The sequence below is a fragment of the Lysobacter sp. DMC104 genome (genome assembly GCF_056313665.1).
Genome location: NZ_JBQUZW010000001.1, coordinates 100,817 through 119,959, shown reverse-complemented (window position 1 = coordinate 119,959; position 19,143 = coordinate 100,817). Strand labels below are relative to the sequence as shown.

General features: G+C 67.9%; 19 protein-coding genes. 7 read left to right on the top strand and 12 right to left on the bottom strand.

Translation table 11 applies throughout. From position 1 onward, the window contains the following. Positions 1–94: 94 nt before the first annotated feature. The 7 genes from ACT53R_RS00550 to ACT53R_RS00520 all read right to left on the bottom strand — a co-directional run bounded on the left by ACT53R_RS00550 (position 95) and on the right by ACT53R_RS00520 (position 6,060). The gene (locus tag ACT53R_RS00550) at positions 95–394 is read right to left on the bottom strand and encodes a hypothetical protein (protein ID WP_476169886.1); all 300 of its coding nucleotides are present in this window, start codon (positions 392–394) and stop codon (positions 95–97) included. Between the two features lie 182 nt (positions 395–576). Further along, positions 577–1,317, bottom strand: coding sequence for a hypothetical protein (locus ACT53R_RS00545; RefSeq protein WP_476169885.1), 741 nt, complete (start codon positions 1,315–1,317; stop codon positions 577–579). A gap of 7 nt (positions 1,318–1,324) precedes the next feature. Next, the gene (locus tag ACT53R_RS00540; protein WP_476169884.1) at positions 1,325–1,978 is read right to left on the bottom strand and encodes a HEAT repeat domain-containing protein; all 654 of its coding nucleotides are present in this window, start codon (positions 1,976–1,978) and stop codon (positions 1,325–1,327) included. 6 nt (positions 1,979–1,984) lie between these two features. Continuing rightward, a complete protein-coding gene (locus ACT53R_RS00535) occupies positions 1,985–2,473 on the bottom strand; it encodes a hypothetical protein (RefSeq protein WP_476169883.1) in 489 nt (162 codons plus the stop codon). 427 nt (positions 2,474–2,900) lie between these two features. After that, positions 2,901–3,653, bottom strand: a complete 753-nt coding sequence (locus ACT53R_RS00530; RefSeq protein WP_476169882.1) for an abortive infection system antitoxin AbiGi family protein — start codon at positions 3,651–3,653, stop codon at positions 2,901–2,903. A 372-nt stretch (positions 3,654–4,025) separates the two neighbouring features. Beyond that, positions 4,026–4,526, bottom strand: a complete 501-nt coding sequence (gene greB / locus ACT53R_RS00525) for a transcription elongation factor GreB (protein ID WP_476169881.1) — start codon at positions 4,524–4,526, stop codon at positions 4,026–4,028. A 10-nt stretch (positions 4,527–4,536) separates the two neighbouring features. Next, complete coding sequence (locus ACT53R_RS00520) at positions 4,537–6,060, bottom strand: helicase HerA-like domain-containing protein (protein WP_476169880.1); 1,524 nt, start codon at positions 6,058–6,060, stop codon at positions 4,537–4,539. A gap of 154 nt (positions 6,061–6,214) precedes the next feature. Here ACT53R_RS00520 and ACT53R_RS00515 point away from each other — a divergent pair, with 154 nt between their 5' ends. Both ACT53R_RS00515 and ACT53R_RS00510 read left to right on the top strand, forming a co-directional pair. After that, positions 6,215–7,837, top strand: a complete 1,623-nt coding sequence (locus tag ACT53R_RS00515) for a lytic transglycosylase domain-containing protein (protein WP_476169879.1) — start codon at positions 6,215–6,217, stop codon at positions 7,835–7,837. Positions 7,838–7,949: 112 nt separating this feature from the next. Further along, the gene (locus ACT53R_RS00510) at positions 7,950–9,014 is read left to right on the top strand and encodes a zinc metalloprotease (protein ID WP_476169878.1); all 1,065 of its coding nucleotides are present in this window, start codon (positions 7,950–7,952) and stop codon (positions 9,012–9,014) included. 7 nt (positions 9,015–9,021) lie between these two features. Here the strand turns inward: ACT53R_RS00510 and ACT53R_RS00505 are convergent, their stop codons facing one another. Together ACT53R_RS00505 and ACT53R_RS00500 are read right to left on the bottom strand one after the other, a co-directional pair. Beyond that, positions 9,022–9,603: a DUF2939 domain-containing protein gene (locus tag ACT53R_RS00505; protein WP_476169877.1), complete on the bottom strand. Its 582-nt coding sequence runs from the start codon at positions 9,601–9,603 to the stop codon at positions 9,022–9,024. Between the two features lie 75 nt (positions 9,604–9,678). Beyond that, positions 9,679–10,677, bottom strand: coding sequence for an aldo/keto reductase (locus ACT53R_RS00500; RefSeq protein WP_476169876.1), 999 nt, complete (start codon positions 10,675–10,677; stop codon positions 9,679–9,681). Between the two features lie 168 nt (positions 10,678–10,845). On the opposite strand from ACT53R_RS00500, the gene ACT53R_RS00495 reads away from it, so the two are divergent. After that, positions 10,846–11,778, top strand: a complete 933-nt coding sequence (locus ACT53R_RS00495; RefSeq protein ID WP_476169875.1) for an AraC family transcriptional regulator — start codon at positions 10,846–10,848, stop codon at positions 11,776–11,778. 15 nt (positions 11,779–11,793) lie between these two features. Here the strand turns inward: ACT53R_RS00495 and ACT53R_RS00490 are convergent, their stop codons facing one another. From ACT53R_RS00490 to ACT53R_RS00480, 3 genes are all read right to left on the bottom strand, one after another. Next, positions 11,794–12,051: a hypothetical protein gene (locus tag ACT53R_RS00490; protein WP_476169874.1), complete on the bottom strand. Its 258-nt coding sequence runs from the start codon at positions 12,049–12,051 to the stop codon at positions 11,794–11,796. A 200-nt stretch (positions 12,052–12,251) separates the two neighbouring features. After that, positions 12,252–13,115: an archaetidylserine decarboxylase gene (gene asd / locus ACT53R_RS00485; protein WP_476169873.1), complete on the bottom strand. Its 864-nt coding sequence runs from the start codon at positions 13,113–13,115 to the stop codon at positions 12,252–12,254. After that, positions 13,115–13,771, bottom strand: coding sequence for an SCO family protein (locus ACT53R_RS00480; RefSeq protein WP_476169872.1), 657 nt, complete (start codon positions 13,769–13,771; stop codon positions 13,115–13,117). Before ACT53R_RS00480 ends, asd begins: the two co-directional genes overlap by 1 nt. 114 nt (positions 13,772–13,885) lie before the next feature. On the opposite strand from ACT53R_RS00480, the gene prmB reads away from it, so the two are divergent. From prmB to ACT53R_RS00460, 4 genes are all read left to right on the top strand, one after another. Beyond that, on the top strand, positions 13,886–14,857 hold the full coding sequence (gene prmB, locus ACT53R_RS00475) for a 50S ribosomal protein L3 N(5)-glutamine methyltransferase (RefSeq protein ID WP_476169871.1): 972 nt from the start codon (positions 13,886–13,888) through the stop codon (positions 14,855–14,857). Between the two features lie 11 nt (positions 14,858–14,868). Continuing rightward, entirely contained in the window at positions 14,869–15,996 is a 1,128-nt protein-coding gene (gene aroC / locus ACT53R_RS00470; RefSeq protein ID WP_476169870.1) for a chorismate synthase, read from the top strand. A 166-nt stretch (positions 15,997–16,162) separates the two neighbouring features. Further along, entirely contained in the window at positions 16,163–17,179 is a 1,017-nt protein-coding gene (locus ACT53R_RS00465) for an aspartate-semialdehyde dehydrogenase (RefSeq protein ID WP_476169869.1), read from the top strand. A 64-nt stretch (positions 17,180–17,243) separates the two neighbouring features. Next, positions 17,244–19,124 carry a type IV pilus assembly protein FimV gene (locus ACT53R_RS00460; RefSeq protein WP_476169868.1) on the top strand — a complete coding sequence of 627 codons (1,881 nt, stop codon included), beginning with the start codon at positions 17,244–17,246 and terminating at the stop codon, positions 19,122–19,124. Positions 19,125–19,143: the final 19 nt, after the last annotated feature.

The following is a 19,143-nucleotide window of genomic DNA, read 5'->3' as shown; positions in this document are numbered from 1 at the left end:
CATGTCGCTGCCAACGGAGCGCCCGGTCCGCTGGCGTGCGTTGTCAGTCGCCGTCGTATCCACTGAGCGAAGCCGCGCAGTGTGTCGTTCAGGATCAATCCTGCGGCGTCGAGATGTCGTCTGCGGCCTTGCGCGCCTCCCGCCTCCGGGTCATCGCATCGCGCAGTCTGCGCCATGCGTGGAAGCCCAGCCCGAACAACAGCACCAGCGCGACTCCGATGATCGTCACCAGCGCCGCGACGTTGGGGATCGGCAGTCCGCGACCGCCGTGATAGATCTCCGTGCCGTGGCCGCCCATCACCCGCGTGACGATGGCGAACACGAAGCTTGCGATCGACAGCCCGAAGAGCGTGTAGGCCGTGGCGCGGAAAAGGCGGGAATCCTTGAGGGCCATGGGGGTGTCCGGAGTTCGTGTCGAGCAGGTCTGGTGCACAGGCGCGGCGGAGTGGATGGGAGGCGTCGCACCGGGCCATCAGCGTAGCCGAAGTCCCTGATGTCATCTTCGATCCGCAGCGCAGTGACGACGATCGAATCGCGTCATCCCGAGCCGCAGGCGAGGGGCCTGCTTCCCACGGATCAGGGTGGATTGCAGTCGGTCCCCCTCGTTTCATCCATGCCGTTCAATGCAAAGACGATTTCCAGGTCGTCGGCATCCTCCGGGGCCTGCCTGGAGGTCACCCTGCGCAAGTGACCCGAGGATTCGAGGCTTTCCAGATGCCCGAGCGTCCATCCCGTCGGAAAGTCTCGGGAGATGTCGTTTCCGCGCGGCACTTCGACCCAGTGGTACAGGCCGAAGGGAAGATAGCCCAGCCATTCCGAGCGATAGACGATGTCGGCATCCGGGCGGGAAGCGAGGGCCGCGCGGATCTTCTGGAGAATGTGCGCTTCGTCAGCTTGCAGTCTGATGGCGAGCGGCGCGACGTGCGTTGGCGACGTGACCCGCCACAGCGCCGGTGCCACGGCGAAGAACACGAGCGATGCGAGATAGACGCTGCCCGAGACCGGATCGCGCGAGGCGATGTAGTCGACGGGCAAGCGGGCGCCGAGGGCCCACGCGATGCCGAGTTCCGCGCCGACGAGCAGGCAGAAGGCCGTCACGCCTGCGGCCAATCGCGCTCCGCGGTCGAATTCGGGATGCCGCTGCGCGAGGCGATGCGAGGCCCAGGCGATGACGGCGAGCATCACCGGCATCTCCATCAGCTCGGCCACGCGCACGCCGAAGCGCGGGACGAGAATGGGAATGCGGATGAACGCCAGGGCGAAGCCGGTGCCGAAGACCTGCAGGAAGTAGATAAGAGCTGCATGGACGAGGCGCATGTGCGGATCAAGTCGCATCGTTTCCGTGATCTATCATCTCTCGTGCATTGAGTACGAGATACTGGCGGCCGTCTTCCATGGCAGCTGTGACGAACGCGGGAAGCAGCGGAGACCCGCAGGCTTTCAGTGCCTGGAGTGCAGCGATTCGCTGGTATTCGTCGCCGCTCTTCCATGCCTTGTATGCGAGATCTTCCGTGCGAGACGACTTCATGTCGCCCAGTGCGAGCAATGCATGTCGCCGGACGTATTCGTCATCGTCTTCCACGAACTTGAGCAACAGCGCTTCTGCATCGTGGGGCGGTACTTGGATATTGCGCAAACGTCTCGCGATCTGCCATTTCGCGTCGCTTTCATTTGTTTGCAGTGCGGCATGGGCGAAGGCGATCAGGATATCCGGTTTACTCGCGAGATCCTTTGCAATGACTTCGCATTCGTTGTCCCTTGCGAGCAGGTAGAGGATAGACTCGATGCCGCTGTCGCCGAGATATGCCAGTGCGTCTTCCCGGGACAGCACATCCTTCACGGTCGTGTAGATCGATGGCCAGTCGGGGTAGGCGCATTCCCACTCGCCTGATCGATCTTCCTCAGGGTAGCGGGAGGCCCATCTGCGGAAGCGAGCTTCTTCGCGTTTGATCAGGAGGATATTCCCTTGGGATTTCATGGCGCGTCAGGGGCGACTGTCGTACGTGCCCCGGATCGTCGCGCGTTCGCCGCCGGATTCGATCACGACGTCGACGCGGTAGACGGCACCTTCCTCGGCGCGCGCGATGCGCTTGCGCGGCAGCACGCGTACGGTGACGCCGTCGCCCCGGTACGTGCCCGCGTAGGTGACGTCCGGATGCGCAGCCCGCGACTGCCGCAGCACTCGGTGCGTTTCGCCGTTGAAGCTGACGAAGGCGCCATCCTCCGGCGCGCCGCAGCGGTCGGTGAAGAACGCGATCGTCTGCTGGTGCTCGACGTTGCGCAGGCACGTGGCGCGGGCGGCGGGGTCCTCGTTCACCGCGCAGTAGCGCGCGTCGTACGGGCGATTCCGCGGCGTGCGTTCGGTGGTGATGGTCGCCGCGACGCAATCGCTGCCGGGGGCGTCGGTGGGGACGATGGCGGCGGAGGCGGTGGTGGATGCGAGCAGGAGGAGTGTGGCGAGGGTGGTTTGCATGGGGCGATGCCTGGGCTGTTCAATTCGGATGAAATGGGATGAGCCGCGTAACAGCCTGGTTTGAATGATGATCAGGGCTGCCGCCCATTGAGTGCTGACGCCATGGCTGCTGCGTCAGTGCGCTGCAGGAACAGAAAAAGCAGTTTGCATGAGCCGAATTCCCTCTCCAACTCTTGGAGTTGTACAGGATGGTTTCCGATCCGGTAGCGTCGTGTTCCGGAAGCTGACGAAGGCAACTCATAGACGCCAAAGCTGCGAGGCAGAGTGAGTCGTCCGTCGGGACGAACATCGCGCGGCGATATGGCTCGGGCGGCGGTTTTTTGGGTGGATATGGGCATGGGCTTGTTCAAGTTCTAACACCTGAGTCAAGAAGTGCCACGAAGCGGCTTCGGCTTGAACGGCTTCGGCTTGAATGAATTGTTATTATTCAAATGTCGAGCATAATCTGCTCGCACGTCAAGATTCGGGTGGTAAGCCGCTCAACGTCGGCATATGAATAGCTGGTCCCCCTCGCTCTTCTCAAATGATTGACTACTTCTGATATTTCAGAGTCATCTTTGATTATTATGTATTTAATGTCATTCGGCTCGAAATGGAGGCGAAGACCCTTTAGTTGAGCTTGAACATGAAGCTTGTTCTCATCCTTAAGTTTATACCAGCTATCGAAAACTAGCATATCGCAAGGTGCTTCAATCGGTGGCACGTAGCGCCACTCACGCTCATCTGAATAACGATATCCCTCAATTGTTTTTTGTCCGCCACGTTCCAAATTTCCTTCGTAGTTCTTTACGTAGCGAATGACGTCTAGCAAGAGTTTTTGCTCTGCAGAGAAATTAGAAATGTTGTTCTTGTCCCCCTTGACGAAATACTTCACTGCATTCACGTAACTCAACGACACATTGGAGCCGACCGAGAGGTAAAGGACCGGGTTTAGACCGTTCTTTATTCCCCACTCTTTAGTGAGTCCGATTCCGTAGCTTCCATATTTGGAAATATGGTCTTTAATCTGTGACAAAGGAATATCACAGAAAGACACCATCGGAATGCGTATTTCATTTTTCTTCTTGCCAAAGACTATGCTTTCCTTGCAGGAATGCACCTCAAAGTTCGACTCGAGGATGCCGAACAATGCTGACTTCTCAGAAGTGAAGTGGAACAAGCTGCTGGAACTCAATGTCATCCCAATCTCCAATTGAGCGCTAACTACGATTAGCCCCCGAGGTGGGGGCATGCGAATTGTGTGTCGGTGGCTCGTGGGGCGTCAATCGCGTAGTTCTCATCGGAAATCAACGAGCTGCCGCTTTGCGCGGTGTGCTGCCGACTTGAGTCATTGAGGTGTTGCCCGATATCAATACCGAATAACGAATCGGCTGCATTGCTGTCTGGCATGTAATGCTGTGCCAAGCCAGAGTCTGTAGCATCATTTCTAACGCGTTGGAACAACTGAGCGCACTAAAAGCAGATCCCTCGCTTCGCTCGGGATGACAATAGTGGGGGCGGGGATGACGTGATGCGGTCGTGATTCGATAGCGAACGACAATGCCCGTCGCCATCACCCATACATCACATCGATGATGTAGAACCGCTGCATCCCCCCCGGCAATTCCGCCTCGAACTCATCGTCGACGCGTTTCTTGAGCATCGCACGTGCAAGCGGGGAGTCGATGCTGATCCAGCCGAGTTTCGCGTCTGTCTCGTCGGGGCCGACGATGCGATAGCGGCGGGTCTCGCCGGTGACGGCGTGTTCGACTTCGATGGTGGCGCCGAAGAAGACGGCGTTGGGGTCGCTGGGGGCGTCCTCGACGACGCGCAGGTGTTGCAGGCGCTTGCCGATGTAGCGCACGCGGCGATCGATCTCGCCGAGCTGTTTCTTGCGGTAGGTGTATTCCGCGTTTTCGGAGCGGTCGCCCTCGGCCGCGGCGGCGGCGAGGGCTTTCACCACTTCGGGGCGGCGCACGCGCCAGAGGTCGTCGAGTTCGGCCTTCAGCCGGTCGTGGCCCTCGCGGGTGATGAGGGCCGTGCTCTTCTCGCCCGGCGGGCGCCAGCGCGACATGCGGCGACCGTCAGCGGCGGCTGCCGCTGCCGCCGAACAGGCCGCCGAGGATGCCGCGCAGGATCTGCCGGCCGACCTGGCTGCCGACGGTGCGCGCGGTCTGCTTCGCCATCGTCTCGATCATGCCCTGGCGACGGTTGGTGCCGAACACGGCGTCCTTCACCGCCTGGCCGAAGCCGTTGCCGGCGTCCTTGTCGTCGTCGGCGCGGGTGCGGGCGGGCGGGGCCTTGGCCTGCTCGGGCGCGGCCTCGACCTTCTTCGCCAGCAGCTCGGCGGCGGATTCGCGATCGATGCGGGTGTCGTACTTGCCGCCGACCGGGCTGCCGGCGCGGACCTGCGCGCGTTCGGCTTCGGTGATCGCGCCCATGCGGCAGCGCGGCGGTGCGATCAGCGTGCGCTCGACCGGCATCGGGATGCCCTTGTCCTGCAACGTCGACACCAGCGCTTCGCCGGTGCCGAGCTGGCCGATGGTGGCGGCCACGTCCAGCCCGGGGTTGGCGACGAAGGTTTCGGCCGCCGTCTTCACCGCCTTCTGGTCGCGCGGCGTGAACGCGCGCAGGGCGTGCTGGAAGCGGTTGCCGAGCTGGCCGAGGATCTCGTCCGGCACGTCGTCGGGGAACTGCGAGCAGAAATACACGCCGACGCCCTTGGAACGGATGATGCGCACGACCTGCTCGATGCGCTGCTGCAATGCCAGCGGGGCGTCGTCGAACAGCAGGTGCGCTTCGTCGAACACGAACACGAGCTTGGGTTTGTCGAGGTCGCCGACTTCCGGCAGGGTCTCGAACAGTTCCGACAGCAGCCACAGCAGGAAGCTGGAATACAGCTTCGGTTTGAGGATCAGCTGGTCGGCGGCGAGGATGTTGACCACGCCGCGGCCGTCGGTGGTCGTGCGCATCAGGTCGCCGAGTTCGAGCGCCGGTTCGCCGAAGAAGAGGTCGGCGCCTTCCTGTTCGAGCCGCAGCAGCGCGCGCTGGATGGCGCCGATCGACTGCGTGCTGACCAGGCCGTAGCTGGTCGAGATGTCCTTGCGCTCGTCGGCGACGAGGCCGAGCAGGGCGCGCAGGTCTTCGAGGTCGAGCAGCAGCAGGCCGCGATCGTCGGCCAGCTTGAACACGATGTCGAGCACGCCGGCCTGGGTGTCGTTGAGTTCGAGGATGCGGCCCAGCAGGGTGGGGCCCATCTCGCTGACGGTGGTGCGCACCGGGTGGCCGAGCTTGCCGTACAGGTCCCAGAACACGGTCGGGCTGGGCTCGTTGCGGTAGTCGGGGTTGCCCATCTGGGCGAGGCGCTGCTGGATCCGCTCGTTCATGGCGCCGGCGGCGGACAGGCCGGCCACGTCGCCCTTCACGTCGGCCAGGAACACCGGCACGCCGATCCGCGAGAAGCCTTCGGCGAGGGTCATCAGGGTCACGGTCTTGCCGGTGCCGGTGGCGCCGGCGATCAGGCCGTGGCGGTTGCCGAACTTCGGCAGCAGGAAGACGTTGCCGGAGGTTTCGGTGGTGATGGCCTTGCCGACCAGGATGGGGTCCATGGGGGGTCCTCGAATGCGATCCGGCGATTCTATGCGGGATCGCCGGGCGCAGGCGCCGCGCAGGCATGACCTTTCGCCCGGTTGCCGCCCCGACGCCCCGGGGCTAACCTGCCTGTCCTCCGTCGTGGTCTCCCCCGTGTTCATGCTCCGATCGATGTCTGCCGGTGGGCGCCTTGCCCGCCCGAACGCGCTGCTGCGTTCGTTCGCGCCGCTGCTGGCGCTGTCCCTGCTGCTGGTGCTGCCGTCCGTCCACGCCCAGTCCCGACGCGAGCGCGATCTCGACGCGCTGAAGGCGCGGATGACCGTCGCCGAGACCCGCTACCGCGAGGCGCTGGTGAAGGTCGCCAACAACGACCCGGCCGGCATGCAGGACAGCAACGCGGCGCTGGAGGACATGGAGGACGTCATCACCGCCTGCCTGAAGATCAAGGGCTGCCCGATCTCGCAGCTCCTGACCACCTACAAGCGCCTGCTGAAGTCGGACGTCGACCAGCGCGCCACCGGCGAGGCACCGGTGGGCGAAGACGAGCAGGGGATGATCGACAGCGAGATCGCCAGCGCCGACGTGCCGCGCGCGGCCGAGGCGTCGTCGCTGCTCAGCGCCGACGGCCAGCGCTTCGTGAACATGGTGCAGATGAATCCCGCGGTGCAGGCCGGCATCCGCCGCTGGCTCACCGACATGCGCGGCGCGCTGATCAACACCCACGAGAATTACCAGTACCTGCGGCCGTACATGGCGCCGGCGTTCCAGCGCAACGGCCTGCCCGAGGCGCTGCTGTTCGGGATCATGGCGAAGGAATCCACCGGCCGCGTGCACATCGGTTCGCGCGCCGGTGCGGTGGGCCTGCTGCAGTTCATGCCGTCGACCGGCCGCCGTTTCGGCCTGGGCCAGGACGGCACCGGCTTCGACACCCGCTACGACCCGAAGATGTCGTCCGAGGCCGCCGCGGCCTACCTCAGCGAGCGCTACGCCGAGTTCGGCAACATGATCGAGCTCTGGCTGGCCGCCTACAACGGCGGCGAAGGTCGGGCGCTGCGTGTCTACAAGAGCACCGGCGGCCGCAGCTTCTGGGACGAGGACGTCTACAACCAGTTCCCGGCCGAGACCCGCGACTACGTGCCGATGGTGATCGCCGCGGCGTGGCTGTACCTGCATCCGAAGGAATACGGCCTGACCTTCCCGAAGATCGATGCGCGCGAGGCGACGTTCCGGCTGGTGCGCCCGGCGTCGATCTACCAGCTCACGATCTGTCTCGGCAACGGCGGCACCCGCGACGGCTTCATGCGCGCGCTGCGCAACCTCAACCCACGTTACGAGGCCGACGCCTGGCTGCCGACCGGCACCGTGCTCAACGGCACGGCGAAGATCTCCGGCCTGTACCAGCGCTACTGCATCCAGGGCGAGCGTGCGGAACTGGCGCAGCAACTCGTGAACAGTAATGCCAGCGCCGCGATCGTGCGCATCGGCGCGATCGAGGCCGTCACCACGACGGCGACCGGACAGGACGGGACTGCCGTGCCGGCGGATGGCGATGCCGCCGCGCAACCCGTGCCGCCGTCGACGCCGAAACCCGCGACGCCCAAGCCGCAGGACAAGCCCAAGCCCAAACCGAAGCCGGTCCGCCACCATCGCGTCGCCCGCGGCGACACGCTGACCTCGATCGCCCGCAAGTACGACTGCGATCTGTCGGATCTGGCGAAGGCCAACCGCATCAAGGGACCGCGCTACCCGGTGAAGCCGGGCCAGCAGATCACGCTGGCGGGCTGCGGGGACTGAGGGGGCTGCATTGGCCCGCAAGCGCCCGCCCGAACCGTGGGTGCCGTGGTGGCAACGACTTTGCCGCGGTCTGGCTGGCGCCTTCGCGGGACTGGGAGCGGTCAGTGCGTTGATGATCCTTCTGGAGGCGGGCGAGAAGGTCGCTGGCGGACAGGGCCTGGCGGCGATGGGGCTCCTCGTTTTCCCGGGATTGATCTGGGTGTCGGTGGCCGTGCATGAAGCCGGGCATCTGCTTGGGGGCGCACTTGCCAGGTCCCACCTCCTCGCGGCAAGGGTGATCTGGGCGGAGCTGCATCGAGCCCGCCACGGTTGGCGCTTGCGATGGAAGCGGCCAATGTCCTTCGGTTCTCTCGGATTTGCCGCGGTATGTCCGGCATCGGACGCCAACCTGCGAAGGTCCTCCGTGTGGTTGCTGCTGGGCGGGCCGCTCGCGAACGGCCTGCTGGCCGTGGTTTGCATCGGTACGGTTGCGGTGATCGATCCCGCCCCTGCCGAAAACCTCCTGGTTTCGGCATTCCTGCTGAATCTCGTCGGCCTGGTCGCCAACCTGCTGCCCTTTTCCACGTTCGGGCGCTTCACCGATGGGTTGCAGCTGCTGGCGTTGCGGAAGCGCGATCCGGGCGCCATGCCCGGCGCTGCCTATCTGCGCCTACAGGCACTGAGCCTGGAAGGCGTGCAGGCGCAGGCGCTGCCGGAATCGCTGCTGCAGACGCTGGAGTCCTTCGAGCCGCCGAACGGGCTGCTCGTGGCGAGCTGGTATCGCATCATCGCGGCCCGGAACATCGGCGACTGGCAGGCGATGCTCGAACGCGGCGATGCCTTTGCCGCGCGTCTCGACGCGATCGAAGACCCGGCGACGCGCGCGGGCTGGTCGCCCTTGCAGCGCCAGATCGAGGCGGAACTGGTGTGGGGGCGTGCGATCTCCACGGCCGACGCGGCACCGCTCGACGCCTGGCTGGCAGAACATGCCGACGCATGGCGCCGCGACTTCGACTGGTATGTCCCGCACGTGCTGCCGCGACTGGAAGCCCTGGCGGCGGCCCTGCACGGGGATCGATCGCGTGCGGTCGACGCGCTGGCGCGGTCGCGCGATTCCGCCGAGCAGGCCTACGGCCGCGCGACACGCGCCGCCGAGGCCATGCTGCGCGAACGGATCGAGGCGTTGATCCCGGGTTGAAGCCGGCTCAACGCCCCGGCAGCAGCGCGTCGCCGTCGACCTGCGAGAGGTCGACTTCGGTCAGTTTCCACTGCACGAGATTGCGGCGCTCGAACACCAGCGTCGCCGGCAGCGACGGGTCGCCGCCGAGATCGCAGGTGACGACGAAGGTCGACAGGTCGCGATAGCGCATCTGCAGGTGCCAGTCGGCGGTGGCGACGCCGCCGTCCGCTGTCGGCGCAGCGTCCGCGGTCGGGTCGCGCAACGACGCAAGGGCGCCGTGACCGGTGAAGAGGGCCGTCAGCCCCGCTTCCGAGGCGAGGCCGTCGATCCACGGCGTGGCGGCGGACGCGAGCAGCGAGGCGCCGAGATCGCGCCAGCCGCCGGTGTCGTCGCCGTCGGCGCCGAGCCGGCGGCGTGCTGCATCCGCCAACTGCGCCTTGAAGTGCGCGCTCACCGACGGGAAGTCGACATGCGCGGCAAGCGCCGCCGCATCGCCGCGTTCGGCCGCCTTCTGCATGGCGTGGACGGTGAGCCAAGGCGCGGCCGCCACCCAGGCGAGCAGGCCGAGGACGCCGACAATCAGCGCGATGCGGACGATACGGGACATGCAGGGCTCCTGCGTCGTGGGGGGAGGGCACGACCACGACGCAGGAGTGTAGACCGCGAAATGGAAACTGCGCGGTCAGCCGTTGACCGTGCCCATGCTCCACTCGGGATAGCGCAGGCCGGCGACCGCGTGCTCGGCCAGCACGGCGTCGATGCAGGTGCGTTCGTCGGCGGTGAGCGCGATCCGCGCCGCGCCGGCGTTCTCGTCGAGGCGGCTGATGCGGCGGGTGCCCGGGATCGGCACGATGTCCTCGCCCTGGTGCAGTAGCCACGCCAGCGCGAGCTGTGCCGGCGTGCAGCCGCGGGCCTGCGCGAGGGCGGTCACGGCATCGACCAGCGCGCGGTTCTGCGCGGCGTTGTCGGCCTGGAAGCGCGGGTTCTGCCGGCGCCAGTCGTTGTCGGCCAGCGTGTCGGTGGCGGTGATCGCGCCGGTGAGGAAGCCGCGGCCCAGCGGGCTGTAGGGCACGAAACCGATGCCCAGTTCGCGGCAGGTCGGCAGGATCTCGGCCTCGACGTCGCGGGTCCACAGCGAATACTCGGTCTGGAGTGCGGCGATCGGATGCACTGCGGTGGCGCGGCGGAGCGTCGCCGGCGCGGCCTCGGACAGGCCGAGGTGGCGGACCTTGCCGGCCTCGACCAGCCGCGCCATCGCGCCCACGGTCTCCTCGATCGGCACGGTGCGGTCGACGCGGTGCTGGTAGTACAGGTCGATGCAGTCCACGCCCAGCCGCTGCAGGCTGGCGTCGCAGGCGGCGGCGACGTACTCGGGACGGCCGTTGACACCGAGGAAGGCGCCGTCGGGGCCGCGCACGTTGCCGAACTTGGTCGCCAGCACGATCTCGTCGCGGCGTTCGCGCAGCACCTTGCCGAGCAGGCGTTCGTTCTCGCCGACGCCGTACATGTCGGCGGTGTCGAGGAAGTTCACGCCGATGTCCAGCGCGTGGTGGAGCACGGCGAGGTTGGTCGCTTCCTCGCTGGGGCCGTAGAAATCGGACATGCCCATGCAGCCGAGGCCGAGGGCGGAAACGACCAGGCCCTGGCGGCCCAGGGTGCGGCGGGGGAAGGCGTCGGTCATGGCAGGCATCCGGTGGGGGAGAGTGGGCGCATCGTGCGCTTCGGGGTGCGGGTGGCGTTAGCGGGAATCTCGCCCATCCTTGCCCGATCCTCCGGCGACGCCGCCATGCCCTTGGCGCCGGGCATCGGCCGCGGATAATGCCGGGCATCGTCGAACCGGGACAACGCCATGGAATCCAGCGGGTTGCGCGCAGGTAACGTCGCGGAGGCGGAGGATCGCCTGCGGCGCGAACTGGCGGCGCGGATTGCCGCAATCTCGGAGGTCGACGGTGCCCACGACAGCGGGTTGCCGGGTGTCGCGGGCATCCGCATGAGCGCGCCCTCCGGCCCGCTGCCGGCGGTCTACCACCCGTCGCTGTGCATCGTCGCCCAGGGCCGCAAGCAGGCGGCGTTCGGCGGCGAGACCTACGTCTACGACCCGCTGCACTGCCTGCTGGTGTCGACCAGCCTGCCGATCAGCGGCCGCATCCTCGATGCAACGCCCGAGCGGCCCTACCTGTGCCTGCGCATCGATCTCGATCCACGGATCGTCGATGAGTTGTTGCCGCAGCTCGGCGCGGACGCGCCGGCGCGCGAGCCCGACGATGCGCGGCGGCTGATGCTGGCGCGCACCTCCCCGGCGTTGCTGGATGCCGCGTTGCGCCTGCTGCGGCTGCGCGACGCACCGGCGACGGCATCGTTGCTGGCGCCGCTGGTCGTGCGCGAGATCCACGTGCGGCTGCTGGCGGGCGAACTCGGGCCGCGGCTGCGTGCGGTGTGTGCGGTCGACGGCACGCTGCGCCGCGTCGGCGGCGCGCTGGCGTTGCTGCGCGAGCGCTATGCCGAGCCGCTGCCAGTCGAAGCGCTTGCCGACGCCGCGCACATGAGTCCGTCGGCGCTGTACGCGCATTTCCGCGAAGTCACCGGCCTGTCGCCGCTGCAATTCCAGAAGCGCCTGCGATTGCAGGAGGCGCGGCGACTGATGCTCAGCGACGGCCTCGACGCCGCGGCTGCGGGGCACCGCGTCGGTTACGAAAGTCCGTCGCACTTCAGCCGCGAATACCGGCGCCTGTTCGGCGCGCCGCCGCGCCGGGAGGTGGCGGCGGCGCACGGTGTCGACTGAGCGCGGGAGGCGGCGTCAGCCCGGGAACTGCAGGCGCATCGCCTGCTCGTCGACGTAGTGGTTCTGCACGAACACGTCGCCCTCGGTGCCCTTGCCCGTGTTGCGATAGGTGTCGAAGCCGAGGCCTTCGTCGTTGTCCCATTCGATCACGTCGCCCGGATCCAGTTCCCACTCCGGACCGACTTCGACGATGGTGTATTCGCCTTCCCCGGTGCGGATGGCGATCGCGGATTGATCGCGGTCGATGACGGCGATGGTGCCTTGTCGGCTCATGGGTACGCTCCCTGTCCACTGCGCCCGATCCGGGCGCGCTCCGTGCGCGGCCGAAGCCGCGTTCCTTGTCCGCATGGCGTCGCCGCCGCGCGTGTCTGCACGTTACGGGATGCGTCGCGTCGCGATCAATGCATGCGATGGCCGCAACCGCCGCGGTGTCCCGATCCGTGTGCGGTGCCGCGCAGCTTGTGCGACGCCGTTCACGCTGGCGTGCGGCCAGCCAGTCGCTGGCCCAGACGCACCGGGCATTCGGCAACGAGGGCGGGGTCGAGCGCTGCGACGCCCTTCGGCAGCAGCACGATCACGGTGGAGCCGTAGTTGAAGCGCGCCATCTCGGCGAAGCGGTCGAGTGCGATGCCGCGGCCGCGATAGTCCTTGCGGGTGATGCGATCGCCGTAGGCCGGGATCTCCACGCCGCCCCACACCGTTTCCACGCCCGAAACCAGCAGCGCGCCGACCATCACCAGGCACATCGGTCCGAAGTCGGTGTCGAAGTGGCAGACCAGGCGCTCGTTGCGCGCGAACAGCCGCGGTACCGAGGCGACGGCGTCGGTGCCGACGCTGAACAACCGGCCCGGCACGTGCACGGTCTCGCGCAGGGTGCCGGCCCACGGCATGTGCACGCGGTGGTAGTCGCGTGGCGAGAGGTAGACCGTGGCGTACAGACCGTCGGCGAATGGCGCCGCGGCATCGGCGTCGCCCAGTAACTCGGCGGCGGTGAACGACTGGCCCTTGGCCTGGAAGATGCGGCCGTCCCCGTTGCCCAGGGGCTCGATCGGGCCGCACTGGCTGATGTGGCCGTCGGCGGGCATCAGCAGGCTGCGTGGATCGGGATCGGCCGGGCGGGCGCCGGGTTTCAGCGCGCGGGTGAAGAACGCGTTGAAGGTGGGGTAGGCGGTGGGGTCCGGTTCGGCGGCTTCGGACAGATCGACCCTGAACTTCCGGGTCACGGTGTCGATCAGCCACTGCTTGACCGCGCGGTTGCGCGAGTAGGCCAGTCGGCGCGCCAGCCCCGACAGCAGCCGGTGCGGCAGGACGTAGGTGAGGGCGGTGACCGGGCGCATCAGCCGCCCGCCGCCTTCGACGTGCTGCGGGTCAGCGCGATCAGGTCCTCGGCGATGGCCTTCGGCTTCAGCGGCGGCTGGATCACTCCGGCCATGCGGCCCTGCGGGTCCAGGACCACCAGCGTGGCCGAGTGGTCGATCGTGTACTGGTCCGGCGGCGCATCCTTGCCCAGCGGCACCTTGGCGAACACCAGCGACAGGGCGCGGGTGAAGTTCTCCAGGGTCGGGATGTCGGCGGTGGCGGCCAGCGTGTCCTTGTGGAAGCCGTGGGCGTATTCGCCCAGGCGGTCGACGGTGTCGCGTTCGGGGTCCACCGACACGAACAGCACCCGCGGCCGCGTGGTGTCGGGCAGCGATTCCCACTGCTTCTGCGAGGCCGCCAGTTCGCCCAGCGTGGTCGGGCAGATGTCGGGGCAGAACGTGAAGCCGATGAACACCACCGTCCAGTGGCCGCGCAGTTCGCCCGGCTGCAACTGGGTGTGGTCGGTCTGCTGCAGGGTGAACGCCGGCAATTCGCGCGGCGTGCCGAGCAGGCGGACGGTCTGCAGCGTCGGGCCGACGGGCGCCTTCGGGCGGAACACGAACTCCGCGGTGACCAGGCCGGCGGCGGTGGCCAGCGCGACCAGCAGGATCAGCAGGGTGGTGCGGTTGAACATGCGCGGAGCCCCGAACGGCCGAAAAAACCGGGCCATGATAACCCCGCGACGGCTATACTTCGCGGTCACGCCCGAAACGCCGCGCTTCCGCGGCCACGCCCGATCCCAGACCCAATGACCGACGAGCTGCAGACCATCATCGATCTCATCCGGTATGGCGCCAGCCGGTTCAACGCGGCCGGGCTCACGTTCGGGCACAGCTACGACAACGCGCTCGACGAGTCCACTCAGCTCGTCCTGCACGCGCTGCACCTGCCGCACGACCTGCCGCCGGTCTACGGCCAGTCGCGGGTGACGCTGGCGGAAAAGGAAGACGTGCTGAAGCTGTTCCTGCGCCGGATCGAGGAGCGGATTCCCGCCGCCTACCTGACCGGCGAGGCGTGGTTCGCCGGCCTCAGCTTCAAGACCGACCCACGTGCCTTGGTGCCGCGCTCGCCGATCGCCGAACTGATCGAAGCCGGCTTCGAGCCCTGGCTCGGCGGCCGTGAAGTGCGCCGCGCGCTGGACCTGTGCACGGGCTCGGGCTGCATCGCGATCGCGATGGGCCACCACAATCCCGAGTGGCACGTCGATGGCGTCGACATCAGCGACGACGCGCTGGCGCTTTCCGCCGAGAACAAGGCCCGCCTGCACGCCGACAACGTCCGCTTCGTGAAGTCGGATCTGTTCGGCGGCCTGCAGGGCGAGCACTACGACCTGATCGTCACCAATCCGCCCTACGTCACCAACGACGAGACCGACGCGCTGCCGAAGGAGTATTCGCACGAGCCCGAACTGGGCCTGCGCGCCGGCGACGACGGCCTGGACCTGGCGCTGCGCATCCTGCGCGACGCCCCGCTGCACCTCACCGAGGACGGCCTGCTGATCTGCGAGGTGGGCGAGGCCGAGCGCGCGCTGTCGCGGCTGTTGCCGGAACTCCCGCTGGCGTGGGTCGAGTTCAAGGTCGGGCAGATGGGCGTGTTCGTCGCCGAATGCCGCGACCTCGTGACCTACCACGCCCGCATCCGCCAACTGGCCGATGCCCGCGACCCGGCGCTGCGCGGTGCGGTCGCGCCGGCCGCCGCGGCCGCCTCCGGCCTGTTCTGAGGGCGCCGCGCGTGAGCAACTCCTTCGGTCACCTGCTCCGCGTCACCACCTTCGGCGAATCGCACGGGCCGGCGATCGGCTGCGTGATCGACGGCTGCCCGCCCGGGCTGGCGATTTCCGAAGACGAATTCGCGCACGACCTCGAACGTCGCGCCACCGGCCGCAGCCGGCATACCTCGCAGCGGCGCGAGACCGACGCGGTCGAGATCCTCAGCGGCGTGCACGAGGGCCGCACCACCGGCACGCCGATCGCGCTGCTGATCCGCAACACCGACGCGCGCAGCAAGGATTACAACGACATCGCCGCGCAGTTCCGCCCGGCGCATGCCGACTACACCTACTGGCAGAAGTACGGCCACCGCGACCCGCGCGGCGGCGGGCGCAGCAGCGCGCGCGAGACCACGATGCGCGTCGCCGCCGGCGTGATCGCGAAGAAGTGGCTGGCCGAACGCCATGGCGTGACCGTGCGCGGGCACCTCTCGCAGCTCGGCGAGGTGCTGCCGGACGCCGCGCTCGGCGCGTTCGACTGGGGCGTGGTCGAGACCAATCCGTTCTTCTGGCCGATCGACGCCCAGGTGCCGGCGCTCGAAAGTTACATGGACGCGCTGCGCAAGTCCGGCGACTCGGTCGGCGCGCGCGTCACCGTCGTGGCCGACGGCGTGCCGCCCGGCTGGGGCGAACCGATCTACGGCAAGCTCGACGGCGACCTCGCCGCGGCGATGATGTCGATCAACGCCGTGAAGGGCGTGGAGATCGGCGACGGCTTCGCTTCGGTCGCGCAGAAGGGCTCGTTCCATCGCGACGAGATGACCCGCGACGGGTTCCACTCGAATCACGCCGGCGGCATCCTCGGCGGCATCAGCAGCGGCCAGCAGGTCGTGTGCTCGGTCGCCTTCAAGCCCACCTCCAGCCTGCGCCTGCCCGGGCGCGGCATGAACGTGCTGGGCGAGGAAGTCGAGGTGATCACCACCGGCCGCCATGACCCGTGCGTCGGCATCCGCGCGACGCCGATCTGCGAGGCGATGATGGCGCTGGTGCTGATGGACCAGGCGCTGCGCCACCGCGCGCAGTGCGGCGACGTCGGCGAGGTCTCGCCGCGAATTCCGGGCGCCATCGGCACGACCGACGCGAAACGATAGCGGCGCGCCGCCAGTTCGCCCCCCACAGGCAGCGACGCGCCGCAGCAGCAGTACGGCCAACCCACAATCCAATTCCCTTGCAGGAGCGCCGGAAGGCGCGACCGGTTCCTTGCATCGTCCGTCGCGCCTTCCGGCGCTCCTGCAAGATCAATCAGGTGAAACCCTCATGAGCAAGCAATTCAAGGTGGCAGTGGTCGGCGCGACGGGCGCCGTGGGCGAGGTGATGCTGTCGATCCTCGCCGAGCGCAAGTTCCCGGTCGGCGAGATCGTGGCGCTCGCGAGCGAACGTTCTGCCGGCGAATACTTGAAGTTCGGCGACGATGAGGTGATGGTGCGCGACCTCGCGTCCTTCGACCCGACCGGTGTCGACATCGCGCTGTTCTCGGCCGGCGGTTCGATCTCGAAGGAATACGCGCCGAAGTTCGCCGCTGCGGGCGCGGTGGTGATCGACAACTCCTCGGCCTTCCGCTACGACGACGACGTCCCGCTGGTGGTCAGCGAAGTGAACCCGGAGGCGGCGAAGCAGCGTCCGCGCGGCATCATCGCGAACCCGAACTGCTCCACCATGCAGATGATGGTCGCGGTGGGCCCGATCCACCGCAAGGTCGGCATCTCGCGCATCAACGTCGCGACCTACCAGTCGGTGTCCGGCGCCGGACGCTCCGGCCTGGAGGAACTGGGTCGGCAGACCGCCGACCTGCTGAACTTCCAGGAGATCGAGCCCAAGCGCTTCCAGGCGCAGATCGCGTTCAACCTGATCCCGCACATCGACGACTTCCTCGACAACGGCTTCACCAAGGAAGAGATGAAGCTGGTGTGGGAGACCCGGAAGATCCTCGGCGACGACAGCATCCAGGTGAACCCGACCGCGGTGCGCGTGCCGGTGTTCTACGGCCACTCCGAGGCCGTGAACGTCGAGACCCGCCAGAAGATCACCGCCGACGAGGTCCGCGCGCTGCTGGAACAGTCGCCCGGCGTGGAAGTGGTCGACGAGCGCAAGGCCGGCGGCTACCCGACCCCAGTCACCCACGCCTCGGGCCGCGACCCGGTCTACGTGGGCCGCATCCGCGACGACCTGTCGCATCCGCAGGCGGTCAACCTGTGGGTGGTGGCCGACAACATCCGCAAGGGCGCGGCGCTCAATGCCGTGCAGATCGCGGAGCTGGTGGCCGCGGAAGGCTGAGGACCGACGTTGCGTGCGACCCGGAGACCCGGCTACAGTCTCCGGATCGTGTCAGGGGACAAGCGTGATCAATCACTTGCGGATCACAGTTAGCGCGCTACTCGCACTGGTGTTCGCCTTCGCGGCGGCGCCGGCGTGGGCGCTCGGGCTGGGACAGATCAAGGTGCTGTCCCAGCGCGACCAGCCGCTGCTGGCCGAGATCCCGGTCATTTCCGCCGATCCGTCCGAACTGGAGTCCCTTCAGGCCCGGCTGGCGTCCCCCGATACCTTCGCCCGCGTCGGCTTGGCGCCGCCGCAGGGCATCGTCTCCGACCTGCAGTTCGCGGTGGCGCTGGATGCCCGCGGTCGCCCGGTGGTGCGCGTCACCAGCGCCGGCCCGGTGCAGCAGCCGTTGCTGACCTTCCTGCTGGAAGTCGACTGGGGCCAGGGCCGCCTGGTCCGCGAATATTCCGCGCTGCTGGACACGCCGCAGACCGCGGCCGCCCCGGCGCAGCCGCCGATCATCGAGGCCACGGTCGACCCGGTCGATGTCGTGGTCCGGCCGCCGGCCGCCGAACCGGACAACCCGCTCACCGCCACCGCGCCCAAACCGGTGCCGCTGCCGCCGACGAAGCCCGCGCCGTCGCCGGCCCCGACGCCGTCGAACGTGCTGCAGGCGGATGCGCCGGTTCCGGTGCCGCTGCCGGCACCGAGCGAGAGCGAAGTCGCCGCCGCCGCGCCGATCGAGGTGGTCGCCGACGAACAGACCCGCACCGTCCGCCCGGGCGAGACGCTTGCCGGCATCGCCGCCGAAGTCGGCCGCGGCCGCAATCTCGACCAGACGCTGGTCGCGCTGCTGCGCGCGAATCCCGACGCCTTCATCGGCGGCAATGCCAACCGGCTCCGCGCCGGTGCGGTGCTGCGCATCCCCGGAGGCAGCGGCATCGATCGGTATTCGCCGGACGAAGCTGCGGTGGTGGTGCGCGAACAGGCCACGCAGTCGCGCGGCGCCGGTCGTGCCCTGCCGCAGCCGCCGGCCGTGGTCGGCGCGGCACCGGCCGATGCGGTCGCGACACCGGCGCCCGCGAAGCCGCGGACGCCGCGCACGGCAGCGCAGGCGCGGCTGGAGATCGTGCCGGCTGCCGGCAACGAAGCGAAACGGGCAGGGCAGCGATCCGGCACGAGCGCCGGCGGCGAGGGCGACATGGTGCGACAGGAACTGCAGCAGACGAAAGAAAACCTCGCCGCGCGCGACGCCGAAGTGCAGGAACTCAAGGCGCGCGTGGCCGAACTCGAACAGCTCCAGCAGAAGCAGTCGCAGTTGCTGGCGATGAAGGACAACGCGCTGGCGTCCGCCCAGAAGAAGCTCGCCGCCGGACAGCAGGCCGCGCCGCCCGCGCAGAAGCCGGCGGAGGGCAGCCTGCTGCCGTGGATCGGCACCGCGGTCGGGCTGGTGCTGCTGGCGGTGGTCGTCGTGCTGTGGCTGCGCCGCCGCGCCGCCGAGCCGGCGGTGGTGACCGCGCTGCGCAACGACGTTGCCCGCGACCGAACGCCGTCGCTGGCCGATGCCTTCGGCGCCGACAGCTTCGACAGCGAAGCGACCGCCGACGAGGAGACGGTGCCGGTGTTCGTCGACGAACCGCCGGCCGAGCCGTCGCAGTCCCCGGACGAGGCGCCCGCGACCGAGGCCTCGCCGGCGTGGAGCCGGCTGGCGCCGTCCGCCGATCCCGAACCGCCGAAGCCGGCCGTGCCGGCGCGACCGGTGCCGACCTGGCATTCCGGCGGCGTCGAAGTGAGCCCGCTCAACCCCGCAACGCCGGGACAGGGCCGGCTGGACCTGGCCAAGGCCTACCTCGACATGGGCGACCGCGACACCGCGCGCAGCCTGCTGCAGGAAGTCGCCGCGCGCGGCGACACGCTCGGCGTGCGCATGGATGCCGAGAGGCTGCTCAAGGATCTGGGCTGAGCCCGGGCCCGGGTAACTC

Excerpts from the sequence above, each read along its gene's own strand:
- ACT53R_RS00540 (WP_476169884.1), bottom strand. The coding sequence starts at position 1,978 with ATGAAATCCCAAGGGAATATCCTCCTGATCAAACGCGAAGAAGCTCGC.
- ACT53R_RS00515 (WP_476169879.1), top strand. The coding sequence starts at position 6,215 with ATGTCTGCCGGTGGGCGCCTTGCCCGCCCGAACGCGCTGCTGCGTTCG.
- ACT53R_RS00510 (WP_476169878.1), top strand. The coding sequence starts at position 7,950 with ATGATCCTTCTGGAGGCGGGCGAGAAGGTCGCTGGCGGACAGGGCCTG.
- ACT53R_RS00530 (WP_476169882.1), bottom strand. The coding sequence starts at position 3,653 with ATGACATTGAGTTCCAGCAGCTTGTTCCACTTCACTTCTGAGAAGTCA.
- ACT53R_RS00550 (WP_476169886.1), bottom strand. The coding sequence starts at position 394 with ATGGCCCTCAAGGATTCCCGCCTTTTCCGCGCCACGGCCTACACGCTC.
- ACT53R_RS00535 (WP_476169883.1), bottom strand. The coding sequence starts at position 2,473 with ATGCAAACCACCCTCGCCACACTCCTCCTGCTCGCATCCACCACCGCC.
- ACT53R_RS00490 (WP_476169874.1), bottom strand. The coding sequence starts at position 12,051 with ATGAGCCGACAAGGCACCATCGCCGTCATCGACCGCGATCAATCCGCG.
- ACT53R_RS00495 (WP_476169875.1), top strand. The coding sequence starts at position 10,846 with ATGGAATCCAGCGGGTTGCGCGCAGGTAACGTCGCGGAGGCGGAGGAT.
- prmB (WP_476169871.1), top strand. The coding sequence starts at position 13,886 with ATGACCGACGAGCTGCAGACCATCATCGATCTCATCCGGTATGGCGCC.
- ACT53R_RS00500 (WP_476169876.1), bottom strand. The coding sequence starts at position 10,677 with ATGACCGACGCCTTCCCCCGCCGCACCCTGGGCCGCCAGGGCCTGGTC.
- ACT53R_RS00545 (WP_476169885.1), bottom strand. The coding sequence starts at position 1,317 with ATGCGCCTCGTCCATGCAGCTCTTATCTACTTCCTGCAGGTCTTCGGC.
- ACT53R_RS00465 (WP_476169869.1), top strand. The coding sequence starts at position 16,163 with ATGAGCAAGCAATTCAAGGTGGCAGTGGTCGGCGCGACGGGCGCCGTG.
- asd (WP_476169873.1), bottom strand. The coding sequence starts at position 13,115 with ATGCGCCCGGTCACCGCCCTCACCTACGTCCTGCCGCACCGGCTGCTG.
- greB (WP_476169881.1), bottom strand. The coding sequence starts at position 4,526 with ATGTCGCGCTGGCGCCCGCCGGGCGAGAAGAGCACGGCCCTCATCACC.
- ACT53R_RS00520 (WP_476169880.1), bottom strand. The coding sequence starts at position 6,060 with ATGGACCCCATCCTGGTCGGCAAGGCCATCACCACCGAAACCTCCGGC.
- ACT53R_RS00505 (WP_476169877.1), bottom strand. The coding sequence starts at position 9,603 with ATGTCCCGTATCGTCCGCATCGCGCTGATTGTCGGCGTCCTCGGCCTG.
- ACT53R_RS00480 (WP_476169872.1), bottom strand. The coding sequence starts at position 13,771 with ATGTTCAACCGCACCACCCTGCTGATCCTGCTGGTCGCGCTGGCCACC.